Raw genomic sequence first — 24057 nt, 5'->3', positions numbered from 1 at the left:
TCAACTGCTGGTATATCTGCTCTGTTGTACAAACCCAGGGTCTCTTTCATCTCATAACGTGGTGCGCATGTCTCATATCGGTAGATGGCAGTGCATGTTCAGGTGCGGGCGGAAATCGTTGCGGTGGGTGCCTGTGCTTATGCTGGTGCTAATGTCAGGGTTCGTCTCGGCCGCGCCCAGAGGGCAGGCGACGGATCATTCCAATGTCATCGTCGTGGCCGGTGACCACAACTACCCGCCCTATGAGTTCATCAACGAGGATGGCGAGCCGGATGGCTACAACACCGAGCTGACCCGCGCGATCGCACAGGTGATGGGAATCAAGGTCGAGATACGCCTGGGTAGTTGGTCGGAGATGCGTGACGCGCTGGAGGCCGGTGAGGTGGGTGTGCTGCAGGGGATGTCGTATTCGGCGGAGCGTGCCGAGCACTACCTGTTTTCGCCGCCGCACGCGCTGATCCATCAGTCGATTTTCGCGCGCAAGGGGGCCGAGGAGATCGATGACCTGAGCGAGCTGCGCGGCAAGGAGGTGATCGTGCAGAACGAAGGGATCATGCATGATCTGCTGCTCAGGAGTAATGTCGGCGCTACGTTGATAACGGTGGATACCCATGCCGATGCGCTCCGCCTGCTGGCCTCGGGCAAACATGACTATGCCTTGGTGGCGAACCTGCCGGGGCTGTACCTGGGGCGGGAGCTGTCGCTGCTTAACCTGGTCCCGATCGGCAAGCCCTATGCGACCCAGCGCTACGGTTACGCGGTGGTGAAGGGGGATGAGGAGCTGCTGGCTCAGTTCAGCGAAGGGTTGGCGATTCTGAAGAACACCGGGCGCCAGCAGGCGATCTATGACAAGTGGTTCGGGCCGCTGGAGAACTCGGGGTTTCCCTGGAAGGAGGTGGGCAAGGTCGCCGCCGTACTGTCCGCACTGCTGACACTGGTGCTGGGCGCGATCATGGTCTGGAACCGGATGCTGACCCGGGAGGTGGGGCGACGCACCGAGGAGCTGCAGCTGCAGCAACAGAAACTGATCCAGGCCGACAAGATGACCTCGCTCGGTATCCTGGTGTCGGGGGTGGCACATGAGATCAACAACCCCTGCAGCCTGCTGATGATGAACCTGTCGGTGCTCCGAGGGCTGCTGCAGGACAGTGAGGAGGTATACGAGACCTACTATCGCGAGCATGGCGAGTTCGAACTCGGACGGCTGCCGTACAGCCGGATGAAGGAGGAGATCCCGCGCATGCTTGAGGATATGGATGACGGTGCGCAGCGCATACGGCGTATCGTCGACGATCTTCGCGACTTCGCGCGTCAGGGCGTGGTGGAGTTGAACGAGAGGGTGGACCTGAACGAGGTGCTGGCCACGGCGATCCGGCTGACCGACAGCAGCCTGCGCGAGGCGACGGATAGGTTCAAGGTCGACTACCAGCAGCCGATGCCGCCGGTCAAGGGTAGCCTGCAGAAGCTGGAGCAGGTGGTGATCAACCTGCTTATCAACGCCTGCCAGGCGTTGCCCGATCGCGAGCGGGGGATCTCGGTGGAGACCCGGGTCGATCCGCAGGGTAAGCGTGTGCAGCTGGTGGTCGAGGACCAGGGCTGCGGTATCGAGCGGGAGAACCTGGCCCAACTGAGCGATCCGTTTTTTACCACCAAGCGAGAACTGGGCGGCATGGGGCTCGGACTTGCCGTATCCTATGGCATCGTGCGCGAGCACGGCGGCACCCTGGAGTATGAATCGGAACCGGGACAGGGCACGCGCGCGATTCTGTCGATACCGGTCTGCAGCGATACAGGTCAAGCATGAAACAAGCACTCTATCCCAATTTCGGTGTCCTGTTGGTCGACGACGAGGCCTCCTTTCTGCGCTCCTTCAGCCTGATGCTGGAGACGCGCGCCGGTATCAACAACCTGTTTCAGTGCCAGGACGGTCGCGAGGCGATGTCGATCATCGAGCGCGAGCCGATAGGGCTGGTACTGCTCGATCTGACCATGCCGCACCAGTCGGGCGAAGTGCTGCTGCGCCGGATAGTCGAAGAGCACCCCGAGATCGGCGTGATCATCGTCAGCGGCCTGAACCAGTTGGAGACCGCGGTCAACTGTATCCGTCAGGGCGCGTTCGACTACTTCATCAAGACCACCGAGGAGGATCGGCTGATCGACGGTATCCGCCGTGCGATACGGATGCTGGAGATGCGGCGCGAGAACCTGGAGATGCGCCGACGCTTCATGACCGACACGCTGGAGCGGCCCGAACTGTTCGAGTCGATCGTTACGGCGGACAAGGGGATGCGCTCGGTATTCCAGTATCTGGAGGCGATCGCCGGCAGCAGTCAGCCGGTACTGATAACCGGCGAGAGCGGCACCGGCAAGGAGCTGATCGCCAGGGCTATCCACGACCTGAGCGGGCGTACGGGGCCGATGGTCAGCGTCAATGTGGCGGGGCTGGATGACAACATCTTTGCCGATACGCTGTTCGGACACCAGCGTGGCGCCTTTACCGGAGCCGACAAGGGGCGTGCCGGGATGATCGAGCAGGCCGGCGCCGGCACGCTGTTTCTGGATGAGATCGGCGATCTGAGTCAGGGCTCCCAGGTCAAGCTGCTGCGTCTGCTGCAGGAGGGCGAGTACTACCCCCTGGGCAGTGACCGTGCCAAGCGGTGCCGAGCACGGGTGCTGGTGGCGACGCACCAGGATTTGGAGCGGAAGCAGCGCGATGGCAGCTTCCGCAAGGACCTGTACTACCGACTGCGTACCCATCAGGTCGAGTTGCCGCCGCTGCGTCGACGTCGGGAGGATATCGGCCTGCTGCTCGAGCACTTCCTCGCCGAGGCGGCCGAGGAGTTGGGGCGGGCGAAGCCGACGGTGCCTCGCGAGCTGCCGACGCTGCTGATGAACTACGCCTTTCCCGGCAACGTGCGCGAGCTGCGTGCGCTCTGTTACGACGCCCTGGGCCAGCATCGTGGCGGCGTGCTATCGATGGAGGTGTTCAGGCGTGCCGTGGTACAGAGCGGCGCATCGGCCACACCCGAGCCTGCAGCCGACGCGAGTGCGCCTCTGTTTGCCTCGGACCAGCAGCTGCCGACACTGCAGCAGGCGGCCGATCTGCTGGTGGCTGAGGCGATGCGCCGAGCACAGGGCAACCAGTCGCTGGCGTCTCGGCTGCTGGGTATCTCGCAACCGGCGCTGAGCAAGCGGCTGAAGCGGTCGTCGCAGCCGGAGTAGAGCCGCCGACCCCTATAACCGGGGTTATAGTTCGACAAAGGTTATAGACTCGCTAACTCATTGTTTTTAATAGAATGGTTTTCTGCCGATCGACCGGGCTATAAGTTCCGTTATAGTCCCGGCTGCGCCTCCTTCCGTGCTGCCCATCAGACTAAAAGCTTGTTGCTTCAAGCACTTGGGAGGCGTTTTCCGCCTCTGGCACCCTCCTTGCTCTATATCACTCAGCGATGACCCCTCCACTTGCCGGATGGTGGTCGCCGTATCCCACGACCCATAACAAGAGTGCAAGCAATGGAACAGAGTTCATCGAAACAGGTGCCGAGCGGGCGGAGACGAGAAAAGGATCTGCTGGGCGAGGCCTGGGTACCGGCCGAAGCCTACTACGGCATCCAGACGCAACGGGCACGGGAAAACTTCGATCTCAGCGGCGTGCGGCTGAGCCTGTTCTCGCAGTTGATCAAGGCGCTGGCGCTGGTCAAGATGGCCTGTGCCAAGGCCAATAATCGGTTGGGGCTGCTGGACGACAGCAAGGCCGATGCGATCGAGGCTGCCGGCAGGATGCTTCTCGACGGCCGCTACCATGATCAGTTCATCGTCGACATGATACAGGGCGGGGCCGGTACTTCGACCAACATGAACGCCAACGAGGTGCTGGCCAACATCGGGCTGGAATATCTGGGCTATCAGCGGGGCGAGTATGCCCACCTGCACCCCAACAACGACGTCAATATGTCGCAGTCGACCAATGACGCCTATCCCACGGCGGTACGCCTGGCGATCGTGCTCAAGCATGGCGAGCTGGTGCAGGCGCTGGCCTCGCTTCGGGATGCCTTCGCGGCCAAGAGCGAAGAGTTCGCCGACATCATCAAGATGGGCCGTACCCAGCTGCAGGACGCGGTACCGATGACGCTGGGCCAGGAGTTTCGCTCCTTCGCCAGCACACTGGGCGAGGATATCGAACGCATCGCCGGGCTGTCCGATCTGCTCAAGGAGGTAAATCTTGGCGGTACCGCCATCGGTACCGGGATCAATACCGATCCCGAATACGCCCAGCTGGCGGTGGGCTACCTTTCGCAACTGAGCGGCTTCGAGTTCAAACGCGCTTCGGACCTGGTCGAGGCCAGCTCCGATATGGGCGCGTTCGTGCTCTTCTCCGGCATGCTTAAGCGGCTGGCGGTGAAGCTGTCCAAGATCGCCAATGACCTGCGCATGCTCAGCATGGGGCCGCGCTGCGGATTGAACGAGATCAACCTGCCACCGCAGCAGCCCGGCAGCTCGATCATGCCCGGCAAGATCAACCCGGTGATTCCCGAAGCGGTCAATCAGGTCGCCTACCAGGTGATCGGCAACGACATCGCCATCACCCTGGCGGCGGAAGCCGGGCAGCTCCAGCTCAACGCCATGGAGCCGTTGATCGCCTACAACGTGCTGGAGTCGATCCGCATGCTGACCCAGGCGATGGATATGTTCAGGAACCGCTGTGTGCGCGGTATCACTGCCAACGCCGAAGTCTGTCAGGCGATGGTGGATCGCAGCATCGGCATCATCACCGCCGTGAACCCCTATATTGGCTACGAGAACGCTACCCGCATCGCCAAGCAGGCGTTGGAGAGCGGACGGGGCGTGCTCGAGCTGATACGTGAGGAGGGGCTGATGAGCGAGGCGGAACTCAACGAAGTGCTGAAGCCCGCCAACATGATTCGCCCGCGGCGCCGCACGACGGCATCGCCGGTCCCATCCGTTCCGGAGCCTGTTCAGGATCTCGTGCCCGCAGGGCAATAGACCGTTGGAAGGCTTCAACACCGCAGATAACAACAAAGAGGAGAAATAAATGCTGGATACGACCCTGGAACAAAAACGCGCCGGTTTCTGGCGCGGACTGTCGTTGTGGAAAAAGATCCTGATCGGCATGGGGTTGGGGATGCTGGTCGGCCTGATGCTGGGGCCCGAGGCCGAACTGCTGAAGCCGATCGGCACGCTGTTCGTCAATGCGATCAAGATGCTGATCGTGCCGCTGGTGTTCTGTTCGCTGGTGGTGGGCGTCACCTCGATGCAGGACACCCGGAAGCTGGGCCGGATCGGCCTGAAGTCACTGGTGCTCTACCTGGGTACCACAGCGGTGGCGATCAGCATTGGCCTCGGTATGGGTATCCTGTTCACGCCGGGTGACGGCATCGGCATGGTGGCCGGCGACAGCGCCGCCGTTGCCAAGGAGGCACCGACCCTGGTGCAGACGCTGCTGAACATGATTCCGAAGAATCCGATCGATGCCCTGGCGGCCGGTAATATTCTGCAGATCATCGTGTTCGCGCTGGGATTGGGGATTGCGCTGAACCTCAGCGGCGACAAGGCCAGGCCTGCGGTGGCGATGTTCGAGAGCCTGGCCGAGGCGATGTACAAGATGACCGAACTGGTGATGAAGCTGGCGCCCTACGGCGTGTTCGGGCTGATGGCCTGGGTGGCGGGCAAGTATGGCATCGATATCCTGCTGCCGCTGATCAAGGTGATTGCCGTGGTCTATATCGGCTGCCTGATCCATGTCGTGGTCGTCTACTCCGGACTGATCAGTACCCTGGGGCGTCTCAATCCGGCGCGTTATCTGAAGGGGCTGGCCAATCCGGCGGCAGTGGCCTTCACCACCACCAGCAGCTCCGGCACTCTGCCGGCGACGATGAAGGCGGCGCAGCAGGAGCTGGGCGTTTCCAAGGGGATCTCCAGCTTCGTGCTGCCGCTGGGTGCGACCATCAACATGGATGGTACCGCGCTCTATCAGGGCGTCTGTGCGCTGTTTATCGCGCAGGCGTTCGGTATCGATCTCGCCTTCTCGGATTACCTGCTGATCATCATGACCTCGACCCTGGCCTCCATCGGTACCGCCGGTGTGCCGGGCGCGGGGCTGATCATGCTGTCGCTGGTGTTGACCACCGTCGGCCTGCCGATGGAAGGCCTGGCGATCGTCGCGGGGATCGATCGTATCCTCGATATGGCACGTACCAGCGTAAATGTGTGCGGTGACCTGATGGTCTCGGTGCTGGTCGCCAAGAGCGAAAACGAGTTGGACGAGTCTGCATACAATTGCCCCAGCTACAACGGTAGTCGGGCAGACCTGGCCTAACTGTTACGCGACAAGGCCCAGCGGCCGGCTATCGATGAAGCCGGTCGTCTGGGCCTTTCCCCTCACCGCCTACCATTGAAGTGGTTAGCCCCCGCATCCCTGTTACCCTATAGGCAGCGCGTGGCCGAATATGTTTCACGTGGAACCTGAGTGAGCTGCCGGTTTCAGCCTGTGCGGGTAAGAGATAAAGCAGTGTGATGTTTCACGTGGAACAACGTCGTTCCTGCGCATGGCCGTCATGGATGACGGAATCCTGCGTTTGCGGGTGTAAGCGGCTGGGACCGTACATCCTGCACATGGCCGCTCTTGTGCATCCATGCACTCGCGGCATACCGTACTTCCCGTACATAAAAAAGGCTCCCGTGGGAGCCTTTGTCTTTTGCGGAGGCTTCTGCCTGTCAGGCGGCGAGTACCGAGATATCGGCGACGCCGAGGAACAGATTGCGCAGACGCTGCAGCAGTGCGAGGCGGTTGTTACGCACCGCGTTGTCGTCCGCCATCACCATGACATCCTCGAAGAAGCGGTCGACCGGCGCCTGCAGTCCCGCCAGCGCTTCGAGTGCCTGTTCGTACTGGCCGGACTGGAACAGTGGCAGCAGCTGCTCTTCCAGCGCTGTTACCTGCCGAGCCAGTGCCTTCTCGGAATCGCCGGACAGCAGCGCCTCGTCGACATCGGTGCCCACCTGCTCAGCCTTGCCGAGAATATTGCCGACGCGCTTGTTGGCTGCTGCCAGCGAGGCCGCCTCCGGCAGAGTGCGGAAATGGGCCACAGCGCGTACGCGTCGATCGAAGTCGAGCGGTTTGCTCGGCTTTAGCGCATGTACGGCCAGATAGTTGTCGACGCTGATCCCTTTCTCTTCGTACCAGGCGCGGAAGCGCTCCAGCATGAACTCGAGTACCTGCTCGGCAGCACTGTCCTGGGCCGGCAGGCCGCTGTACTGGGCCGTGGCGGCTTCCAGCAAGCTGCGCAGGTCGAGATCCAGCTCGCGCTCGACGATGATGCGAAGCACGCCCAAGGTGGCGCGGCGCAGTGCGAACGGGTCCTTGGAGCCTGTGGGCGGCTGGTTGATGGCGAATAGGCCGATCAGCGTGTCGATACGGTCGGCGATCGCGACCGCGATGCCGGTGCGGCTCTGCGGCAGCTCGTCGCCGTGGAAGCGCGGCATGTAGTGCTCGTTCTGCGCCAGTGCCACCTCTTCCGGTTCGCCGTCGTTCTGCGCGTAGTGGTAGCCCATCAAGCCCTGAAGCTCGGGGAACTCGAGCACCATCTCGGAGACCAGATCGGTCTTGCACAGTAGTCCGGCACGCTCGGCCTGGGCGGCGTCACCGCCGATCTGCGTGGCGACCAGAGCGGCCAGCTTGCCGATGCGAACAGACTTCTCGTAAATGGTACCGAGCTCCTTCTGGAACACGATCTTCTTCAGCGCATCGACGCGGGACTCGAGGCTGCGCTTCTTGTCGGTCTCGAAGAAGAACGCGGCGTCGGACAGGCGCGGGCGGATCACCTTCTCGTTGCCTTCGATCACCTGCTGCGGATCGCGGGATTCGATATTGGCCACGGTGATGAAGTACGGCATCAAGTTGCCGGCGTCGTCGAGCAGGTGGAAATACTTCTGGTTGTCGGCCATGGTGGAGATCAACGCTTGGGCCGGCACCTCGAGGAAGCGCTCCTCGAACCGTCCGGTCAGTGCCACCGGCCACTCGTTGAGAGCGGTCACTTCGTCCAGAAGAGCCTCATCGATGACTACCTGGCCGCCGACCCGGGTCGCTTCGCCAAGCAGCTGGGAGCGGATCAGTTCGCGGCGCTCGGCGAAGTCGGCCAGTACCTTGCCCTTCTCCTTCAGCACCGCGACGTACTCGCGGCCGGCGAACAGCTCGATCGGCTCGTTGTAGTGGAAGCGGTGGCCGCGGCTGTGGCGGTCGGCCTTGTGGCCGAGAATCTCGCACGGCACGACCTCGTCGCCGAACAGCATGACTACCCATTTTACCGGGCGTACGAACTCGGCGCGGGAGGCGCCCCAGCGCATCCGCTTCGGAATCGGCAGCTTGTCGAGCGCCTGAGTGACGATCTCCGGCAGCAGCGGCGCGACCGGCTGGGCCGGATTGACCTGCTCGAAGCTGATCTTGCCGTTGACTTCGGTGAGCTGATCCAGGCTTGCGCCGCACTTGCGGGCGAAGCCCTCCAGTGCCTTGCTCGGGTTGCCGTCCTTGTCGTAGGCGATGTTGGCGGGCGGGCCCTGGACCAGGGTGCGGCTCTCGGCGACCTCGGTGGCGAGGTCGGTCACCAGCAGCGCCAGGCGACGCGGTGCGGCGTATGAGGTGAAGACGGACTGCTTCAGCGTTTCCTCGCCCAGTAGCGCGGCGAGCCCCGCACGGACTTCGCTTTCCAGGGCGTCGGACAGTGTCTTCAGCGCCTTCGGCGGCAGCTCTTCGGTGCCGAGCTCAAACAGAAAATCCTTGGCGGACATCAGTGCTTCTCCTCCTGGCTTGCGGCAATCACCTCGTCACGCAGTTCGGGGTCTGCGAGCGGGAATCCGAGCTTTTTACGGGCGTTAAAATAAGCGTGGGCCACGTCACGGGCCAGGGTGCGTACGCGCAGTATGTAGCGCTGGCGCTCGGTAACCGAGATGGCGTGGCGAGCATCGAGCAGATTGAAAGTGTGGGAGGCTTTCAGTACCTGTTCGTAGGCCGGCAGCGGCAGCGGCGTGTCCAGAGCCAGTAGCTTGTTGCACTCCCGCTCATGGTAATCGAAGTTGCCGAACAGGGTGTCGACGTCCGCGTGTTCAAAGTTGTAGGTGGACTGCTCCACTTCGTTCTGATGGTACACGTCGCCATAGGTAACGACGGTGCCGTCGGGGCTGCGTGACCAGACCAGGTCGTAGACGCTTTCCACCTTCTGAATGTACATGGCGATACGTTCGAGGCCGTAGGTGATCTCGCCGGTCACTGGATAGCACTCCAGGCCGCCGGCCTGCTGGAAGTAGGTGAACTGGGTCACCTCCATGCCGTTGAGCCAGATCTCCCAGCCCAGGCCCCAGGCACCCAGGGTTGGCGATTCCCAGTTGTCCTCGACAAAGCGGATATCGTGCACCAGCGGATCGATGCCGATGCGGGCCAGAGAGGCCAGGTAGAGTTCCTGGAAATTATCGGGGTTGGGCTTCAGTACGACCTGAAACTGGTAGTAGTGCTGCAGACGGTTGGGATTCTCACCGTAGCGGCCGTCGGTTGGGCGACGGCTCGGCTGGACGTAGGCGGAACGCCAGCGCTCAGGACCGATGGCCCGCAGGAATGTGGCCGGGTGGAAGGTGCCGGCACCGACCTCAAGATCCAGCGGCTGAACAATGACGCAGCCCTGCTCGGCCCAAAACTGCTGCAGGGCGAGGATCAGTCCCTGGAAAGTGCTAACGTCTGGATTAACCTTGTCAGTCACGCAAATCACCATTGAATTCGAAGTGGACAAAATAAGGCCCGAATTATACATGATTGGCGCTGTTTAGTGGTTCCATCGGGTGCCATAACGGCTGGAATTCCCGGAGAGAATGGTTTGGTGGGTGGTCCTGTTTGTGCTTGGCAGCTCACTCTGGGGGTTTATAATGCCGCCAAACGTTAATACTGGATGTGGTGCTGTCTTGAAGGAGCTCAAAGTTCTGCCCGCCATCCTCGCAATGGCCATGATATCCATTTTGCCGCTTGGCTGGGCCCAGTGGTTGGGACGTGCCCTGGGGCGCAGAGTCTATGTCAAGGGTGAAAGCAGTCAGCTGCATAATGTTACGCGTATCAATATCGGGATCTGTTTTCCCGAGCTCAGCGAGGTTTCACGTGAAACATTGATTCGTGAGAGCCTGGAACAGACCGGCTGTTCTCTTGCCGAGATGGGGCTGTCCTGGTTCTGGTCCCCGAAGCGGGTGTTGAAAAAGGTACGCCGCGTAACGGGCGTAGAGCTGATCGAAGAGGAGTTGAACGCGGGTAGAGGCATACTGCTGATCGCGCCCCACCTGGGGAATTGGGAGGTGATGAATCTCTATCTGTCGCAGCACTATCCCGTCACCGCGATGTATAAACCGCCCAAACAGAAGCTGCTGGATAACCTGATTCTGAAACGCCGGGCGCGTTTGGGATCTCGAATGGCGCCGGCCGATGCCAAAGGGGTGCGGATGGTGATCAAGGCGCTGCGTAAGGGCGGAATCGTCGGCATCCTGCCCGATCAGGAGCCCGAACGTAGCGGCGGCGTTTATGTGCCGTTTTACGGCGAGCCCGCGCTGACGATGAAGCTGCTACCCCAACTGGCGGCGCAAACCGGTGTCCGGGTGTTCTGCGGTTACGGAATGCGTTTGGATAAGGGTGAGGGTTTCGAGCTGCGCTTTTCACCGGCGGACCCCGAGGTCGGGAGCAAGGATCTGTTGACGGCAGCCCGGGCAATGAATGCGAGCATCGAGCGCTGCGTCGATGAGTGTCCTGCGCAATACCAGTGGGAATACAAGCGTTTCAATACCCGCGAAGACCGCTCGCGAGGGCCTTACTCGCGTAAGCATTAAACATCCAGGCAGGCGAACACTAGCGGCGCCAGAAGGCTGGCGAGAGCAGCACCAGCAGCGTGAATACCTCAAGACGGCCCAGCAGCATCGCCAGGCAGAGGATCCATTTCGCCGAGTCATTCAGATCGCCGTAGTGCAGTGCCACGCCGCCGAGGCCCGGACCCAGGTTGTTCAACGTCGCGCCGACCGCGGACCAGGCGGTCACCTGGTCCAGCCCTGTTCCCAGCAGGCCAATCAGCATGATCACAAACACGATCAGATAGACCGAGAAGAATCCCCACACCGCCTCCAGCACGTTATCCCCTATCGGCCGCTTGCCGAGCTTGACCGGGATAATGGCGTTGGGGTGGATCAGGCGCAGAATCTCGCGGTGCCCCTGTTTCAGGATCAGCAGTATCCTGATCACCTTCATGCCGCCGCCGGTGGAGCCTGCGCAGCCGCCGGCAAACGCCGCCACGAACAGCAGGAACGGCAGCATCGAGGGCCAGTGGGAGAAGTCTGAGGTGGTGAACCCGGTGGTGGTGGCAATGGAGACCACCATGAAGCTGGCCTTGCGCAGGCTGTCGAGCGGATCGAAGGCGGCCGTCAGAACCAGCGAGATAAAGGTGAAGGCGGTAATACCCAGCAGCAGCACCAGGTAGAACTTGAACTCCGGATCCTTCAGGTAGTGCAGCAGCGTGCGCTGGCGCCAGGCGAAGAAGTGGAGGCCGAAGTTGATCCCGGATACGGCCATGAAGAATATGCAGATCGCTTCGATCAGCGGGCTGTCGAAGTAGGCCATGCTTGCATCATGGGTGGAGAATCCGCCAATGGCAACGGTGGAGAAGCTGTGTCCGATCGCGTCGAACAGTGACATGCCGGCGGCCCAATAACCCAGGGCGCAGGCGACGGTCAGCGATAGATAGATGTACCAGAGCGCCTTGGCGGTCTCGGTGATGCGGGGGGTCAGTTTGGAGTCCTTGACCGGGCCGGGTGTCTCGGCGCGATAGAGCTGCATACCCCCGATGCCGAGCATCGGCAGTATTGCCACGGCCAATACGATAATGCCCATGCCACCAAACCACTGTAGCTGTTGGCGGTAGTACAGAAGCGATTTCGGCAGCGTATCGAGGCCGGTCATCACCGTAGCACCAGTGGTAGTGAGGCCGGACAGTGACTCGAAGATGGCATCGGTAAAGCTAAGGCTGGGAGACTGAGAGAGCTGCAGCGGCAATGAACCCGCCGCTGCCAACACGCTCCAGAACAGCACGGTGATCAGGAAACCATCTCGCGTGCGCAGATCCTGGCGAACGTTAAATACGGGTAGCCAGATGATAAAACCCATCATCAGTGTGATAGCAAATGCGATCGCAAAGGCATGTACGGTGCCATCGTTGTAATAGAGCGATACCAGCATCGGGGGGATCTGGGTAAGGCTGAAGATCATCAGCAGAATCCCGAGGATGCGCAGTATCACTGTAAAATGCATCGTATACTTCCGTTGTTGGTGCCGATGAGCTGGGTTAGAAGAAGGTCAGGCCGACCTGGAACAGCCGCTCCACATCGTTAATACGGCGATTGTCGACCAGGAACAGGATGACATGGTCACCGTTCTCCACTACCACATCGTCGTGTGCGATCAGTACTTCATCCTCGCGCACGATGGCGCCGATGGTGGTGCCCGGCGGTAGCGCGATCTCCTCGATGGTGCGGCCGACCACTTTGGAGCTGCGCGGATCGCCATGAGCAACCGCTTCCAGTGCCTCTGCGGCCCCGCGGCGTAGTGAGTGCACCGCTGCCACGTCGCCACGGCGGACATGGGTCAGCAGTGCGCCGATGGTGGTCTGCTGCGGTGAAATGGCGATATCGATAACGCCCCCCTGCACCAGATCCACATAAGCGGGGTTGTTGATCAGCGTCATCACGGTACGGGCGCCGAGCCGTTTGGCCAACATCGAGGCCATGATATTGGCTTCGTCGTCGTTGGTCAGTGCGCAAAAAACATCGGTATCCTCGATGTTTTCCTCCAGCAGCAGTTCACGGTCGGACGCGCTGCCGTGCAGAACGATGGTGTTGTCCAGATGGCGGGCCAGCTGGTTGCAGCGGTTGATGTTGCGCTCGATGATCTTGACCTGAAACTGGCCTTCAATGGTGCTGGCCAGGCGCGCACCTATATTACCGCCCCCGGCGATGATGATCCGCTTATACGGGGTATCGAGTTTGCGCAGTTCGCTCATCACCGAGCGGATGTCACGTTGAGCGGCGATGAAAAACACCTCGTCGTCCGCTTCGATCACGGTATCCCCTTTCGGGATGATCGGCCGGTCCTGGCGGAAGATGGCCGCCACGCGGGTGTCGACCTTGGGCATGTGCGAGCGCAGGTAGGCGATCTCGCGGCCGACCAGCGGGCCGCCGTAATAAGCGCGTACGGCAACCAGCTGTGCCTTGCCGCCGGCAAAATCGAGTACCTGCAGTGCCCCCGGGTGCTGGATCATGCGCTTGATATGCATGGTTACCAGTTCTTCCGGGCTGATCAGCACGTCGATCGGGATCGCCTTGACGTCGAAAATCGCCTTGTCTTTCTGCAGATAATCGTGCTCACGAACGCGGGCGATCTTGGTGGGGACATTGAACAGTGTGTGGGCGACCTGACAGGCGATCATATTGACCTCGTCACTGTTGGTCACGGCGATCAACATATCGGCATCCTGGGCGCCAGCCTGATCCAGCACGCTGGGATAGGAGGCCTTGCCCTCTACCGTGCGTATATCGAGCCGGTCCTGAAGCTCGCGCAGTCGGCCGGTGTCCGTGTCAACGACGGTGATGTCGTTGGCTTCGTTGGCCAGGTGGTCGGCCAGAGAGCCCCCGACCTGGCCTGCACCCAATATAATGATCTTCATTCAAGGTCTCTGTCGTTGCGTGCCGTCGCAGTCGCTAGGCATCCTTTGTCAGAATGGCGTAGTAAAAACCGTCGTGCTCCCCTGCTGCCGGGAAAAGCTGGCGTCCGTATGGCCTTTCGATGCCGCATGTCAGAGGCACAGGCAACGACTTGGCGTCGGCGTGGAGTTTAACAAAGCGCTCCACAATACGCTCATTCTCTTGCGGGAATACAGAGCAAGTGGCATAGACCAATCGACCGCCGGGTGCGAGCATCTGCCATAGATTGTCGAGTATGCCCAGCTGCAGATTGGCCAGCCCTAGAATGTCTTCGTTGCGACGCAGCAGCTTGATATCCGGATTTCGCCGGATAACCCCCGTGCCGCTGCAGGGGGCGTCGACCAGGATGCGGTCAAAGGGTGTGCCGTTCCACCAGTCACGAGCACTGGCATCGCCCAGATGGAGCACGCATTCATGCGATAGCTTGAGCCGCTCCAGATTGTCGCGCACCTTCTCCAGTCTCGAGGGCTCCATCTCCACCGCAATCGCTTCGCACAGCGAAGGCTGGGTTTCCAACAGGTGACACAGCTTGCCTCCCGGTGCGGCACAGGCGTCAAGCACACGCTGGCCGGGCTTGGCATCAAGCAGGATGCAGGCGAGCTGGGCCGCTTCGTCCTGTACGCTGAGCAGTCCCTGGCTGAAGCCCGGCAACTTGGATACATCGATCGCTTCAGCCAGCGTGAGCGCTTGTGGCGAATGCTGTCCAGGTGTAACTGTGATCTGGTTTTGCGTGAGCTTTTTGATCGCCTCTTCCCTGGTGAGTGAGCGCTCATTAACCCTAAGTGTCATAGGACCTGGTGTGTCGTTCTCCTGCAGTATCGACTGCCAGTGATCGGGCCAGTTGTGACGGAGTTTGTCGATCATCCACAGCGGATGGTTGTACTGGAACTGCTCATCCTGCGCCAACGAGGACTCGATCTCCTCCTGCTCCCGTTGGTAGCGGCGCAGAACGGCATTGAACAGTTTGCCTGCCCACGCCTTGTTCAGTTCGCGCGTGCCTTCGACGGTTTCACTGACCGCGGCGTGTGCCGGAATCCGCATGCTGCGCAGCTGGTACAAGCCAACCAATAGCAGCGCTTGAAGATCCTGGTCCTGCGCCTGCAGCGGGCGTTTGAGCAGGGCGTTGGCGATCGCGCTGAGCCGGTAAAAATCGCGCAAGGTGCCGTAGCACAGCTGGCGCAGCAGTGCTCTGTCCTGTGTCGGGCACTGCACCAGTGCCTCCGGTAGCGTCGACTTGAGCGAGCCGCGGTGGTTGATCAGTGGTTCCAGTACGCGTGCCGCCAGTACCCTGATATTCATCGCATTAACCCAGTTGTGTGCCGATTGCGAAGCGTTCCCGGTGCGCGTTCAATAGCGCCGAAACCGGAGTGGGTTTGCCTCCGGGCAACTGCAACAGCGTCAGTACCAGGCGGTCGCGACCGGTCGAGATCACAACGCCATCGCTGCTGTGCGCCACGACCGTGCCGGGCATCTGGTCGTCAGCGCCCGCCTCGGTACGTGCCCCCCAAACCCGAATCGTCTGCCCACTTATCTCAGTGTAGGCGACAGGCCAGGGATTCAAGCCGCGCACCTGGCGCTGCAGACACTCAGCGGGTTGGCTCCAGTCCAGCTTGCCCTCCTGCTTCTCCAGCTTGGCGGCATAGCAAGCCAGGCTGTCATCCTGCGCTGTCGGCTCCAGCGTGCCTTCGGCGAGCGGGGCCAGTGTCTGAACCAGGGTCTGGGCACCGAGTTCGGCGAGCCGGTCGTGCAGGGCGCCGCTGGTGTCGTCGGCCAGGATCGGGCAGCGGGCAATACTGAGCATGGCACCGGTATCGAGACCGGCGTCCATCTGCATGATGGTAATGCCGGTTTCGGTATCGCCGGCCAGCAGGGCACGATGGATAGGCGCCGCGCCGCGCCAGCGCGGCAGCAGGGATGCATGGACGTTGATGCAGCCCAGGCGCGGCGCGTCCAGCACCGCCTGCGGCAGGATCAGACCATAGGCGACAACGATCATCAGGTCGGCGCCGAAGGCGGCAAGCTGCTGCTGTGCCTCGGGGTTGCGCAGCGATGTCGGCTGGCAGACCTCGATCTGGTGTTCCAGTGCCAGTTGCTTGACCGGGCTGGGCGTCAGCTTGCGCCCTCTTCCGGCGGGCCGGTCGGGCTGGGTGTAGACGGCGACGACCTCATGTTCCGTGCTCAACAGGGCCTTGAGGCTGGCGGCGGCGAATTCGGGGGTTCCGGCGAAGATGATCTTCAGGCGCTTGGTCATGGGGCAACCTTATCCAGTGGGTGCATCGCCGCTCCTGCGCATCCATGCGCCCGCGGCACACTGTACTTCCTGTACATGAACAGGCTTGCCTGGGCAAACCTGCTTTCCTGCTTGTATCTCGGCTGAGGATCAGCCGCTGACGACTTCCTGCCGGTGTTTCTTCTCCAGCTTGCCGCGGATGCGGTTGCGCTTCAGGGCGGAGAGGTAATCGACGAACAGCTTGCCGTTCAGGTGGTCCAGCTCGTGCTGGATACAGACCGCGAGCAGGCCCTCGGCAACGAAGTTCTGCGCTTCACCGTTGCGATCGAGAGAGCTGACCTGGATCTTCTGCGGCCGGTTGACGTTGTCAAAAAAGCCCGGAACCGACAGACAACCCTCCTGCATCTCTTCAAGTGTGTCGTCCAGTACCGTATATTCGGGGTTGATCAAGGCCAGGGGTTCCGATTTATCCTCCGACAGGTCGATGGTAACGACCCTTTTGTGGACGTTGACCTGCGTGGCTGCCAGGCCGATGCCCGGTGCGTCGTACATCGTCTCGAACATGTCATCGATGAGTTGTTTAATCTCCTCATCGACTACATCCACCGGTTCGGCGATTGTGCGCAGTCGAGGATCTGGGAATTCAAGAATCTTGAGCTTGGACATAGTATCTGCTTAAACGGATGTTCGACGGGGGCGTCGGATGGAGTAAAGTACGATAAGATGCGTCCTATTATACTGATAATGTTGTCTAATGCATGCTCAGACGCCTTTGAACCTGCCGACCTGGCCGGGATGCGGAGGTTGTTTGCGTTACAAGGGAACTGAAAATGAACCGATTGCTTTGCGCAACGCTGACCGCGGCAGTTCTGCTGTTGGGCAGTCCGGCTCAGGCTGAGGTCCGTAAGGACCGGATCGAATTGGCAGAGGGGCATCCGACGGAGTATGTCGTTGTTAAAGGCGATACGCTCTGGGACATCTCCGGCCGCTTCCTGAAATCCCCCTGGCTCTGGCCCGACGTGTGGTACGTGAACCCGCAGATCGATAACCCCCATCTGATCTATCCCGGGGATATCATCTACCTGACCTGGGTGGACGGTCAGCCTCGGCTGAGTCTCAAGCGCGGCATACGCAAGCTGAGCCCCCAGGCACGGGTGACGCCGCTGGATCAGGCGATTCCGGCGATCCCGCTGAAGGATATCGCCGGTTTCCTGAACGATAACATCGTCATGGAGCAGGATCTGCTGGAGCGTGCGCCCTACGTTATCGGCGGCAAGAATGAGCGGATCATCGCCGGCAGCGGCGATCGCGTGTATGCCCGCGGGGAGCCGGTTGAAGACGTTTCCCTGCAGGGGATCTATCGCCCGGCCAAGGCCTATAACGATCCGTTCACCAACGAACTGCTCGGCTACGAGCTGTACCGCGTCGCCGATGGACGCATTACGGCGCGCGACAGCGGTTCGCAGGTGTTGACCATGGACCTGCTGGACACCAACGAAGAGGTGCGCGTACGTGATCGTGTGGTGCCGAACGACGAGAGCCGTATCGAATCGGTTTTCTACCCGTCAGCCGGTCCGCAGCTCGACAACGCCGTGATCATGGATGTGCTGGGCGGGGTGGCCAAGATCGGCCAGTTCGATGCCGTTACCTTGAACGTCGGTGCCCGTGAAGGGTTGGAGGTCGGCAACGTATTTGCGGTCTTCAACAAGGGTGAGACGGTGAAAGACCCGGTGACCGAAGAGATGATCACCCTGCCATCGGAGAAGGCCGGCACCCTGATGGTGTTCAAGGTGTTTGACAAGGTTAGCTACGGCCTCGTCATGCGCGCCACCAACGTGATCTCGGTGGGCGATAGTCTGCAGAGCCCCTGAACGACCGCCAGTACCTAAGGAAGTTAAAGCATGCGCGATCCAAGGGAGTGGATCGCTGCAACCCTGCTACCAGGGATAGGCCCAGCGACGCTGGGCCGGTTGCGTACAGCCGGGATTGCAGCACCAGATCTTTTTACCACCAATCTTTCGTTGGCCAAGGCTCTCAAACTGCGGTCTGAGACCCTGGCCGCCATTCGCGAGTATCAGACCGGCGGAGCCCTCTACCGCCGCGCCGATGAGCTCAACGCTCAGGCCATCCAGCATGGCTGGCAGTTGTTGGCAATCGACTCTCCTCTCTACCCCGACCTCCTCAGGCAGATATCGGATCCGCCGATTTTGCTGTGGTTGAAGGGCGATGCCGATCTGCTGTCGCTGCCACAACTGGCGATCGTCGGCAGCCGTCATGCCAGCCGTGGCGGTGTCGATCATGCCTACCGATTCGCCGCGGATCTGGCCGCGGGTGGCTTCGTGGTGACCAGCGGACTGGCCCGGGGTATCGATGCTGCCGCCCATCAGGCCTCGGTGGAACTGCCGCGACCGACGCTGGCCGTGTTGGGCACCGGCCTCGATCGCTGCTATCCGGCCGCCAACAGGGGGCTTGCCGAGCGCATAATCGCGACCGGTGGAGCCCTGGTATCCGAATATCCGCCCGGCACAGCACCCTTGCCGCAGAACTTCCCCCGCCGCAACCGCATCATCAGCGGCATGAGCGTGGGTACTTTGGTCGTCGAGGCGGCGCCGCGCAGCGGTTCGCTGATTACGGCGAGACAGGCGTTGGAGCAGGGGCGAGAGGTGTTTGCGCTGCCCGGATCGATCCATAACCCCCTGAGCAAGGGCTGTCATAGCCTGATCAGGGAGGGCGCCAAGTTGGTGGAAACCAGCCAGGACATTCTCGCCGAACTTGCTCCACTGCTCGGTACCTATCTCGCGCCGGCCTGCGACGATAGTGGTGTCGAGGTCGATGAGTCTGAGGAGCCATTGCTCGGGCAGATACCCTATGACCCCATCGGATTCGACCAGCTGATCGGTCGGGTGGCGATGCCGGCGGCTCTCTTGCAGCAGGAGTTGATGCGTTTGGAGCTGGAGGGGCATGTAGAGCTCAGAGGAGCGCTTATACTGAGACTTAGGTAAAACCCCCTCTGGCCCTCTCTGCCAGTTGCAAAGCGTCCTGCAAGCCGTTAGTTTGCCCTTTTTCGATTGCGATGGGGCGATAAAACGTGAATGACTGGCATCTGCGTCAAGCTATCCGGGTGCTGCGCAACGGGGGGATCATCGCCTACCCGACCGAGGCGGTTTGGGGGTTGGGCTGTGATCCGTTTAATCCCGAGGCGGTACGACGCTTACTGGAGATCAAACGGCGGCCGGAGCATAAAGGGTTGATCCTGGCGGCGGCGAGCGAGCGGCAGATAGACGCCCTGCTCTCTCCCCTGTCGGCCGAACAACGCGCCCGGCTGAGTGAGACCTGGCCGGGGCCCAACACCTGGCTGGTGCCCGATGCGAAGCAGCTGATACCTCACTGGATCAAGGGCCGCCACTCTGCCGTTGCGCTAAGGGTCAGTGCCCATCCCGTGGTGCAGGCACTGTGCGATGCGTTTGGTGCGCCCCTGGTCTCTACATCGGCAAATGTCAGCAGCGCGCCACCAGCCAAAAGCAAAACCAAAGTAAGGGCTTACTTCGGCGCTGAAGTCGATTTTATCGTGGATGGTGCATTGGGTGGCCTGGAAAAGCCCACCACTATCAGAAGCCTGTTAGACAATGCGGTCGTTAGAACGTAAGTGAATGCACACTTCGGAGGTTATGATGTCGGCACCGGATAAGGCGGCGGTTAAGTCCTATCTTATTGATCTGCAAGATCGTATCTGCTCTGCCTTGGAAGATGCGGATGGGCGGGAGAGCTTCGTCGAAGATAGCTGGCAGAGAGAGCAAGGCGGCGGCGGTCGCAGCCGCGTGATCAAGGGCGGCGCGCTGATCGAAAAGGGTGGCGTCAACTTCTCCCATGTATTTGGTGACGGCTTGCCCGGCTCGGCCACCGCGCATCGTCCTGAGCTGGCCGGGCGTCGGTTTGAAGCGATGGGCGTGTCGCTGGTGATCCACCCGCATAACCCCTATGTACCGACCTCTCACGCCAATGTGCGTTTTTTCATCGCCGAGAAGGAGGGCGAGGAGCCGGTCTGGTGGTTCGGCGGCGGCTTCGATCTGACCCCCTACTACGGTAACGATGAAGATTGCGTACATTGGCACCGGACCGCGAAATCGGCCTGCGAGCCGTTCGGCGAGGAGATCTATCCCCGCTTCAAGTGCTGGTGCGATGATTACTTCTATCTCCGCCACCGCGACGAGCCGCGCGGTATTGGCGGTCTGTTCTTCGATGACCTGAATGAACTGGGCTTCGAGCGCAGTTTTGCGCTGATGCGGTCGATCGGTGATGCCTATGTCCCTGCCTACCTGCCGATCGTCGAGCGGCGTCGCGACACCGCTTATGGTGAGCGGCAGCGGGACTTCCAGTTGCACCGTCGCGGTCGTTATGTGGAGTTCAACCTGGTTTACGACCGGGGCACGCTGTTCGGCTTGCAGTCGGGTGGGCGCACCGAGTCGATCCTGATGTCCCTGCCGCCGGAAGTACGCTGGGATTATAACTGGGCACCCGAGGCGGGCAGCGAAGAAGCGGAACTCTACGAGCGCTACCTGAAGCCGCGCGAATGGGCCGAGATCTGATGGCAGGGGGAAAAATGGCAGACCGTTACGCCGTGTTCGGCAACCCGATCAAACACAGCAAGTCACCCCGTATCCATACTGCCTTCGCCGAGCAGACCGGGGAAGCGGTGGAGTACAGTGCACAGCTTGTCGAGCTGGACGAGGGGGCTTTCGAGCAGCAGGTCGAGCAGTTCTTCGCCGAAGGCGGCAAGGGGCTGAATATCACCGTGCCGTTCAAGCAGAATGCCTGGCGCCTGGCGCGCTGGCGCTCGCCGGCAGCGGAGCGGGCCGGTGCCGTCAATACCCTGTACCGCAACGAGGCGGGTACCCTGTGTGGCGATAATACCGACGGTGTCGGTCTGGTCTGCGACCTGCAACAAAACAATGGCATCGCGATCAAGGGCGCACGGGTGCTGATGCTCGGCGCCGGTGGCGCGGTGCGGGGTGTGCTTGAGCCTTTCCTGAAGTCCGGTGCCGCGGAGATCGTCATCGCCAACCGCACACCGGCAAAGGCACAGGCGCTGGTTGATCTGTTCGCCGATCTGGGACAGCTGTCCGCCTGCGGCTTCGACGATATCGCGCCGCGCGCCTTCGACCTCATCGTTAACGGTACCTCCGCCAGTCTGCAGGGAGAGTTGCCGCCGCTGCCCGATGGGGTTATCGGCGCCAACACCGCCTGCTATGACATGATGTACGGCGCGGAGCCGACCCCCTTCTGTCGGTGGGCAGCCCGGCTTGGAGCGGCGAAGGTGATCGATGGGCTGGGGATGCTGGTCGAGCAGGCGGCGGAGTCGTTCCGTATCTGGCGTGGCATTAAGCCCCAAACCCGGGAACTGATTGCCCGGATAAGAACGGAGCTCAATGGCTAAGACCCGGCTCCCGACTTCGTCGGTTCAACCTTCCCTTGCATAATCAAAGCGTTGGGCGGTATAACGGGGTGAAACTCTCTGCTTTAGGGTCGCCCTATGGAAAAGCACGCTCCGTTACCGCCCGAGGCTCTCTATCGCACCTGCGATACCGATCTGCTGCCCTTCCGCACCACCGAAACCCTGGAGAACTTCACCGGCTTCTTCGGCCAGGAACGTGCGATCGAGGCGATGGAGTTCGGCATCGGCATGCAGCGCCCCGGCTATAACCTGTTCGTCATGGGCAACCCGCATACCGGGCGCTTCTCTTTTGCCACGGTGAATCTGAAAAGCGTTGCCAAGAAGCAGCATAAGCCCCATGACTGGTGCTATCTGAACAATCTCAAGGACAACCGCTACCCGGTTTCGCTGAAGCTGCCCGCCGGCAAGGCCGCGCGTTTCCGCCGCGACCTGGGCAAACTGTTCGATACCATTCTCAGCGAACTTCCGGCCGCGTTCGAAAGCCCCGGCTACCAGCGCCTTAAAGGGCGTATCGAACGCGATTTCAACCGCCGCTACGACAGCGCGGTGGAGGAGATCGAGAAGCGTGGCCGCGAGTACAGCATTGCGGTCTATCGCGAGGCGGGTCAGATCGGCTTTACACCGGTGGCCAATGGCCAGGCGATGGATGAGGCGCAGTTTTCCGCGCTGCCCGAGGAGGAGCGCGAGGCGTTTCAGCGTAACATCGCCGAGCTGGAGGATCTGCTCAACGACAACCTGACCGAACTGCCTAAATGGCGTCGCGAGGCTGCCGAACAGATGCGCGAGCTGGAGCGGGATACGGCGCGCCAGGCGGTATCCGCGCCGATCCAGGCGTTGAAGGACAGCTATACCAATCTGCCCGGCGTCCCGGCCCACCTGGATCATGTGGAGCGTGATCTGATCAAGCACGGAGCCGAACTGGTCGGCGACGGCACCATCGAGGTGAAGACCGATGCGGGCCGCCGCGCCTGGCTGGAGGATAACTACGGTATCAACCTGCTGGTGGATAACGAGAAGACCAAGGGCGCGCCGGTGGTGTTCGAGGCTCACCCGAGCTACGACAACCTGTTCGGCCGCATCGAGTACACCAGCGAGATGGGCGCCATGGTCACCAACTACCAGCTGATCCGCCCCGGCGCCCTGCATCGTGCCAACGGCGGTTACCTGGTGCTGGAGGCGGAGAAACTGCTGGAGCAGCCGTTCGTGTACGGTGCGCTTAAGCGTGCTTTGAAGGCGCACGAGATCCGCATCGAAAACCCGGTCAGCGAGTTTACCGGCGTTACCACCATCACCCTGAATCCGGAGCCGGTACCGTTGACCGTCAAGATCGTGCTGATCGGCGGACGCGACACCTACTACCTGCTGCAGGAGCTGGATCATGACTTCGAAAAGATGTTCCGCGTCGTGGTCGATTTCGACGAGGATGTCAGCCGTACACCGCACTCGATCCGCCAGTATGCGCGATTGATGAAAACCCTCTCCAGTGAAGAGCACCTGGCCTCGTTGACCCGCGAGGGGGTCGCAAGGCTGGTGGAGCACAGCTCCCGCCTGGCGGAGGACCAGGAGCTGCTGTCGGCGCATATCGGCGAGCTGGTCGACCTGCTCTGTGAGGCCGACTATCGTCGTCGTGAAAGCGGGGACGAGCAGATCAACGCCATCCATGTGGAGCAGGCGCTGGCGGCCAAGGAGCGGCGCACCGGACGGCTGGCTCAGAAGATACTGGACGGCATCCTCAACGAAACCGTGTTGATCGATACCGAAGGTGAGGCGATCGGCAAGTCCAACGGTCTGACCGTGCTGCAGGTCGGCGATGTCTCCTTTGGTACGCCGGCCCGTATCACCGCGACGGTTCACCCCGGCAGTCGCGGTATCGTCGATATCGAGCGTGAGGTGACGCTGGGACAGCCGATCCACTCCAAGGGGGTGTTGATCCTGTCCGGTTATCTTGGCCACAAGTATGCCCGCGACTTCCCGCTGACACTCTCGGCCAGCATCGCGTTGGAGCAGTCCTACGGCTACGTCGATGGCGACAGTGCTTCCCTGGCCGAGATCTGCACGCTGATCTCGGCGCTGACCCATATCCCGATCCGTCAGCAGTATGCGCTGACCGGCTCGATCAACCAGTATGGCGAGGTGCAGGCGATCGGTGGCGTCAACGAGAAGATCGAAGGCTTCTTCCGCCTGTGCAGGACCCGGGGGCTGACCGGTAACCAGGGGGTGATCATCCCCCAGGCCAACGTGCGCAACCTGATGCTCAAGCGTGAGGTGGTGGATGCGGTCAGGGACGGTTTGTTCCACGTCCATGCCGTGTCGACCGTGGATCAGTGCCTGGAGATTCTGACCGGCAAGCCGGCCGGGCGACTGAAGGAGGATGGCCAGTTTACCCAGCGCAGCATCGGTGCGCAGATCGTTAAACGTCTGCGCGAGATCGCCAAGGCGAAGGCGTAAGGTTGGTGGGATACGGGCCGATACAGTCTCTTGCGTCTGACACGCCGTGAACCCTTCCGTGGGGGCTCCACTGCGACATCCATGTCGCAGGGGGTCAGTCGCAAGAGACTGCATCGTCCCTCGGGAGCTCCTACCGGCG

Annotated in this window: 18 protein-coding genes; 11 read left to right on the top strand and 7 right to left on the bottom strand. The window is 61.2% G+C overall.

What is annotated here, in order from left to right; translation table 11 throughout:
• Positions 1 to 139 precede the first annotated feature (139 nt).
• The 4 genes from KQ940_RS14800 (at position 140) to KQ940_RS14785 (ending at position 6337) form a co-directional block, all read left to right on the top strand.
• Positions 140 to 1804 carry a transporter substrate-binding domain-containing protein gene (locus KQ940_RS14800; protein ID WP_217414509.1) on the top strand — a complete coding sequence of 555 codons (1665 nt, stop codon included), beginning with the start codon at positions 140 to 142 and terminating at the stop codon, positions 1802 to 1804.
• Positions 1801 to 3222 (top strand): sigma-54-dependent transcriptional regulator, encoded by a 1422-nt coding sequence (locus KQ940_RS14795; protein ID WP_217414508.1) that lies wholly within the window; start codon positions 1801 to 1803, stop codon positions 3220 to 3222. Before KQ940_RS14800 ends, KQ940_RS14795 begins: the two co-directional genes overlap by 4 nt.
• Before the next feature lie 291 nt (positions 3223 to 3513).
• Positions 3514 to 5004: an aspartate ammonia-lyase gene (locus tag KQ940_RS14790; protein WP_217414507.1), complete on the top strand. Its 1491-nt coding sequence runs from the start codon at positions 3514 to 3516 to the stop codon at positions 5002 to 5004.
• A 49-nt stretch (positions 5005 to 5053) separates the two neighbouring features.
• A complete protein-coding gene (locus KQ940_RS14785; protein ID WP_217414506.1) occupies positions 5054 to 6337 on the top strand; it encodes a dicarboxylate/amino acid:cation symporter in 1284 nt (427 codons plus the stop codon).
• 398 nt (positions 6338 to 6735) lie between these two features.
• Here KQ940_RS14785 and glyS read toward each other — a convergent pair whose 3' ends face one another.
• Both glyS and glyQ read right to left on the bottom strand, forming a co-directional pair.
• Positions 6736 to 8805, bottom strand: a complete 2070-nt coding sequence (gene glyS / locus KQ940_RS14780) for a glycine--tRNA ligase subunit beta (RefSeq protein WP_217414505.1) — start codon at positions 8803 to 8805, stop codon at positions 6736 to 6738.
• Entirely contained in the window at positions 8805 to 9779 is a 975-nt protein-coding gene (gene glyQ, locus KQ940_RS14775) for a glycine--tRNA ligase subunit alpha (RefSeq protein WP_217414504.1), read from the bottom strand. Before glyQ ends, glyS begins: the two co-directional genes overlap by 1 nt.
• 187 nt (positions 9780 to 9966) lie before the next feature.
• Here glyQ and KQ940_RS14770 point away from each other — a divergent pair, with 187 nt between their 5' ends.
• Complete coding sequence (locus tag KQ940_RS14770) at positions 9967 to 10872, top strand: lysophospholipid acyltransferase family protein (protein ID WP_217414503.1); 906 nt, start codon at positions 9967 to 9969, stop codon at positions 10870 to 10872.
• Positions 10873 to 10891: 19 nt separating this feature from the next.
• Here KQ940_RS14770 and KQ940_RS14765 read toward each other — a convergent pair whose 3' ends face one another.
• The 5 genes from KQ940_RS14765 to def form a co-directional block, all read right to left on the bottom strand.
• Positions 10892 to 12340 (bottom strand): TrkH family potassium uptake protein, encoded by a 1449-nt coding sequence (locus KQ940_RS14765; RefSeq protein WP_217414502.1) that lies wholly within the window; start codon positions 12338 to 12340, stop codon positions 10892 to 10894.
• Between the two features lie 34 nt (positions 12341 to 12374).
• Positions 12375 to 13751, bottom strand: a complete 1377-nt coding sequence (gene trkA, locus KQ940_RS14760) for a Trk system potassium transporter TrkA (RefSeq protein ID WP_217414501.1) — start codon at positions 13749 to 13751, stop codon at positions 12375 to 12377.
• Positions 13752 to 13785: 34 nt separating this feature from the next.
• Positions 13786 to 15087 carry a 16S rRNA (cytosine(967)-C(5))-methyltransferase RsmB gene (rsmB, locus tag KQ940_RS14755; RefSeq protein ID WP_217414500.1) on the bottom strand — a complete coding sequence of 434 codons (1302 nt, stop codon included), beginning with the start codon at positions 15085 to 15087 and terminating at the stop codon, positions 13786 to 13788.
• Between the two features lie 4 nt (positions 15088 to 15091).
• Positions 15092 to 16039, bottom strand: coding sequence for a methionyl-tRNA formyltransferase (fmt, locus tag KQ940_RS14750; protein WP_217414499.1), 948 nt, complete (start codon positions 16037 to 16039; stop codon positions 15092 to 15094).
• Positions 16040 to 16168: 129 nt separating this feature from the next.
• Positions 16169 to 16684 (bottom strand): peptide deformylase, encoded by a 516-nt coding sequence (gene def / locus KQ940_RS14745; RefSeq protein WP_217414498.1) that lies wholly within the window; start codon positions 16682 to 16684, stop codon positions 16169 to 16171.
• 164 nt (positions 16685 to 16848) lie between these two features.
• Between def and KQ940_RS14740 the strand changes: the two genes are divergently transcribed.
• From KQ940_RS14740 to KQ940_RS14715, 6 genes are all read left to right on the top strand, one after another.
• Positions 16849 to 17889, top strand: a complete 1041-nt coding sequence (locus KQ940_RS14740) for a LysM peptidoglycan-binding domain-containing protein (protein ID WP_217414497.1) — start codon at positions 16849 to 16851, stop codon at positions 17887 to 17889.
• A 30-nt stretch (positions 17890 to 17919) separates the two neighbouring features.
• Positions 17920 to 19020, top strand: coding sequence for a DNA-processing protein DprA (dprA, locus tag KQ940_RS14735; protein WP_217414496.1), 1101 nt, complete (start codon positions 17920 to 17922; stop codon positions 19018 to 19020).
• 86 nt (positions 19021 to 19106) lie between these two features.
• On the top strand, positions 19107 to 19664 hold the full coding sequence (tsaC, locus tag KQ940_RS14730) for an L-threonylcarbamoyladenylate synthase type 1 TsaC (protein ID WP_217414495.1): 558 nt from the start codon (positions 19107 to 19109) through the stop codon (positions 19662 to 19664).
• Positions 19665 to 19689: 25 nt separating this feature from the next.
• A complete protein-coding gene (gene hemF / locus KQ940_RS14725) occupies positions 19690 to 20604 on the top strand; it encodes an oxygen-dependent coproporphyrinogen oxidase (RefSeq protein WP_217414494.1) in 915 nt (304 codons plus the stop codon).
• A 14-nt stretch (positions 20605 to 20618) separates the two neighbouring features.
• Complete coding sequence (gene aroE, locus KQ940_RS14720) at positions 20619 to 21452, top strand: shikimate dehydrogenase (RefSeq protein WP_217414493.1); 834 nt, start codon at positions 20619 to 20621, stop codon at positions 21450 to 21452.
• Between the two features lie 96 nt (positions 21453 to 21548).
• The gene (locus KQ940_RS14715) at positions 21549 to 23918 is read left to right on the top strand and encodes a Lon protease family protein (RefSeq protein WP_217414492.1); all 2370 of its coding nucleotides are present in this window, start codon (positions 21549 to 21551) and stop codon (positions 23916 to 23918) included.
• Positions 23919 to 24057 lie beyond the last annotated feature (139 nt).

Source organism: Marinobacterium ramblicola (assembly GCF_019084545.1).
GTDB lineage: Bacteria > Pseudomonadota > Gammaproteobacteria > Pseudomonadales > Balneatricaceae > Marinobacterium_D > Marinobacterium_D ramblicola.
Note: the sequence above shows the minus strand (reverse complement) of the source record. Positions and strands in the feature narration are given on the sequence as shown.

Bases quoted from the DNA above. Each gene is read 5' to 3' on its own strand.
- rsmB (WP_217414500.1), bottom strand. From the start codon at position 15,087: ATGAATATCAGGGTACTGGCGGCACGCGTACTGGAACCACTGATCAAC.
- dprA (WP_217414496.1), top strand. From the start codon at position 17,920: ATGCGCGATCCAAGGGAGTGGATCGCTGCAACCCTGCTACCAGGGATA.
- def (WP_217414498.1), bottom strand. From the start codon at position 16,684: ATGTCCAAGCTCAAGATTCTTGAATTCCCAGATCCTCGACTGCGCACA.
- KQ940_RS14715 (WP_217414492.1), top strand. From the start codon at position 21,549: ATGGAAAAGCACGCTCCGTTACCGCCCGAGGCTCTCTATCGCACCTGC.
- KQ940_RS14795 (WP_217414508.1), top strand. From the start codon at position 1,801: ATGAAACAAGCACTCTATCCCAATTTCGGTGTCCTGTTGGTCGACGAC.
- fmt (WP_217414499.1), bottom strand. From the start codon at position 16,039: ATGACCAAGCGCCTGAAGATCATCTTCGCCGGAACCCCCGAATTCGCC.
- KQ940_RS14785 (WP_217414506.1), top strand. From the start codon at position 5,054: ATGCTGGATACGACCCTGGAACAAAAACGCGCCGGTTTCTGGCGCGGA.
- KQ940_RS14790 (WP_217414507.1), top strand. From the start codon at position 3,514: ATGGAACAGAGTTCATCGAAACAGGTGCCGAGCGGGCGGAGACGAGAA.
- KQ940_RS14800 (WP_217414509.1), top strand. From the start codon at position 140: ATGCTGGTGCTAATGTCAGGGTTCGTCTCGGCCGCGCCCAGAGGGCAG.
- KQ940_RS14740 (WP_217414497.1), top strand. From the start codon at position 16,849: ATGAACCGATTGCTTTGCGCAACGCTGACCGCGGCAGTTCTGCTGTTG.
- glyS (WP_217414505.1), bottom strand. From the start codon at position 8,805: ATGTCCGCCAAGGATTTTCTGTTTGAGCTCGGCACCGAAGAGCTGCCG.
- aroE (WP_217414493.1), top strand. From the start codon at position 20,619: ATGGCAGACCGTTACGCCGTGTTCGGCAACCCGATCAAACACAGCAAG.
- trkA (WP_217414501.1), bottom strand. From the start codon at position 13,751: ATGAAGATCATTATATTGGGTGCAGGCCAGGTCGGGGGCTCTCTGGCC.
- KQ940_RS14765 (WP_217414502.1), bottom strand. From the start codon at position 12,340: ATGCATTTTACAGTGATACTGCGCATCCTCGGGATTCTGCTGATGATC.
- glyQ (WP_217414504.1), bottom strand. From the start codon at position 9,779: ATGGTGATTTGCGTGACTGACAAGGTTAATCCAGACGTTAGCACTTTC.
- hemF (WP_217414494.1), top strand. From the start codon at position 19,690: ATGTCGGCACCGGATAAGGCGGCGGTTAAGTCCTATCTTATTGATCTG.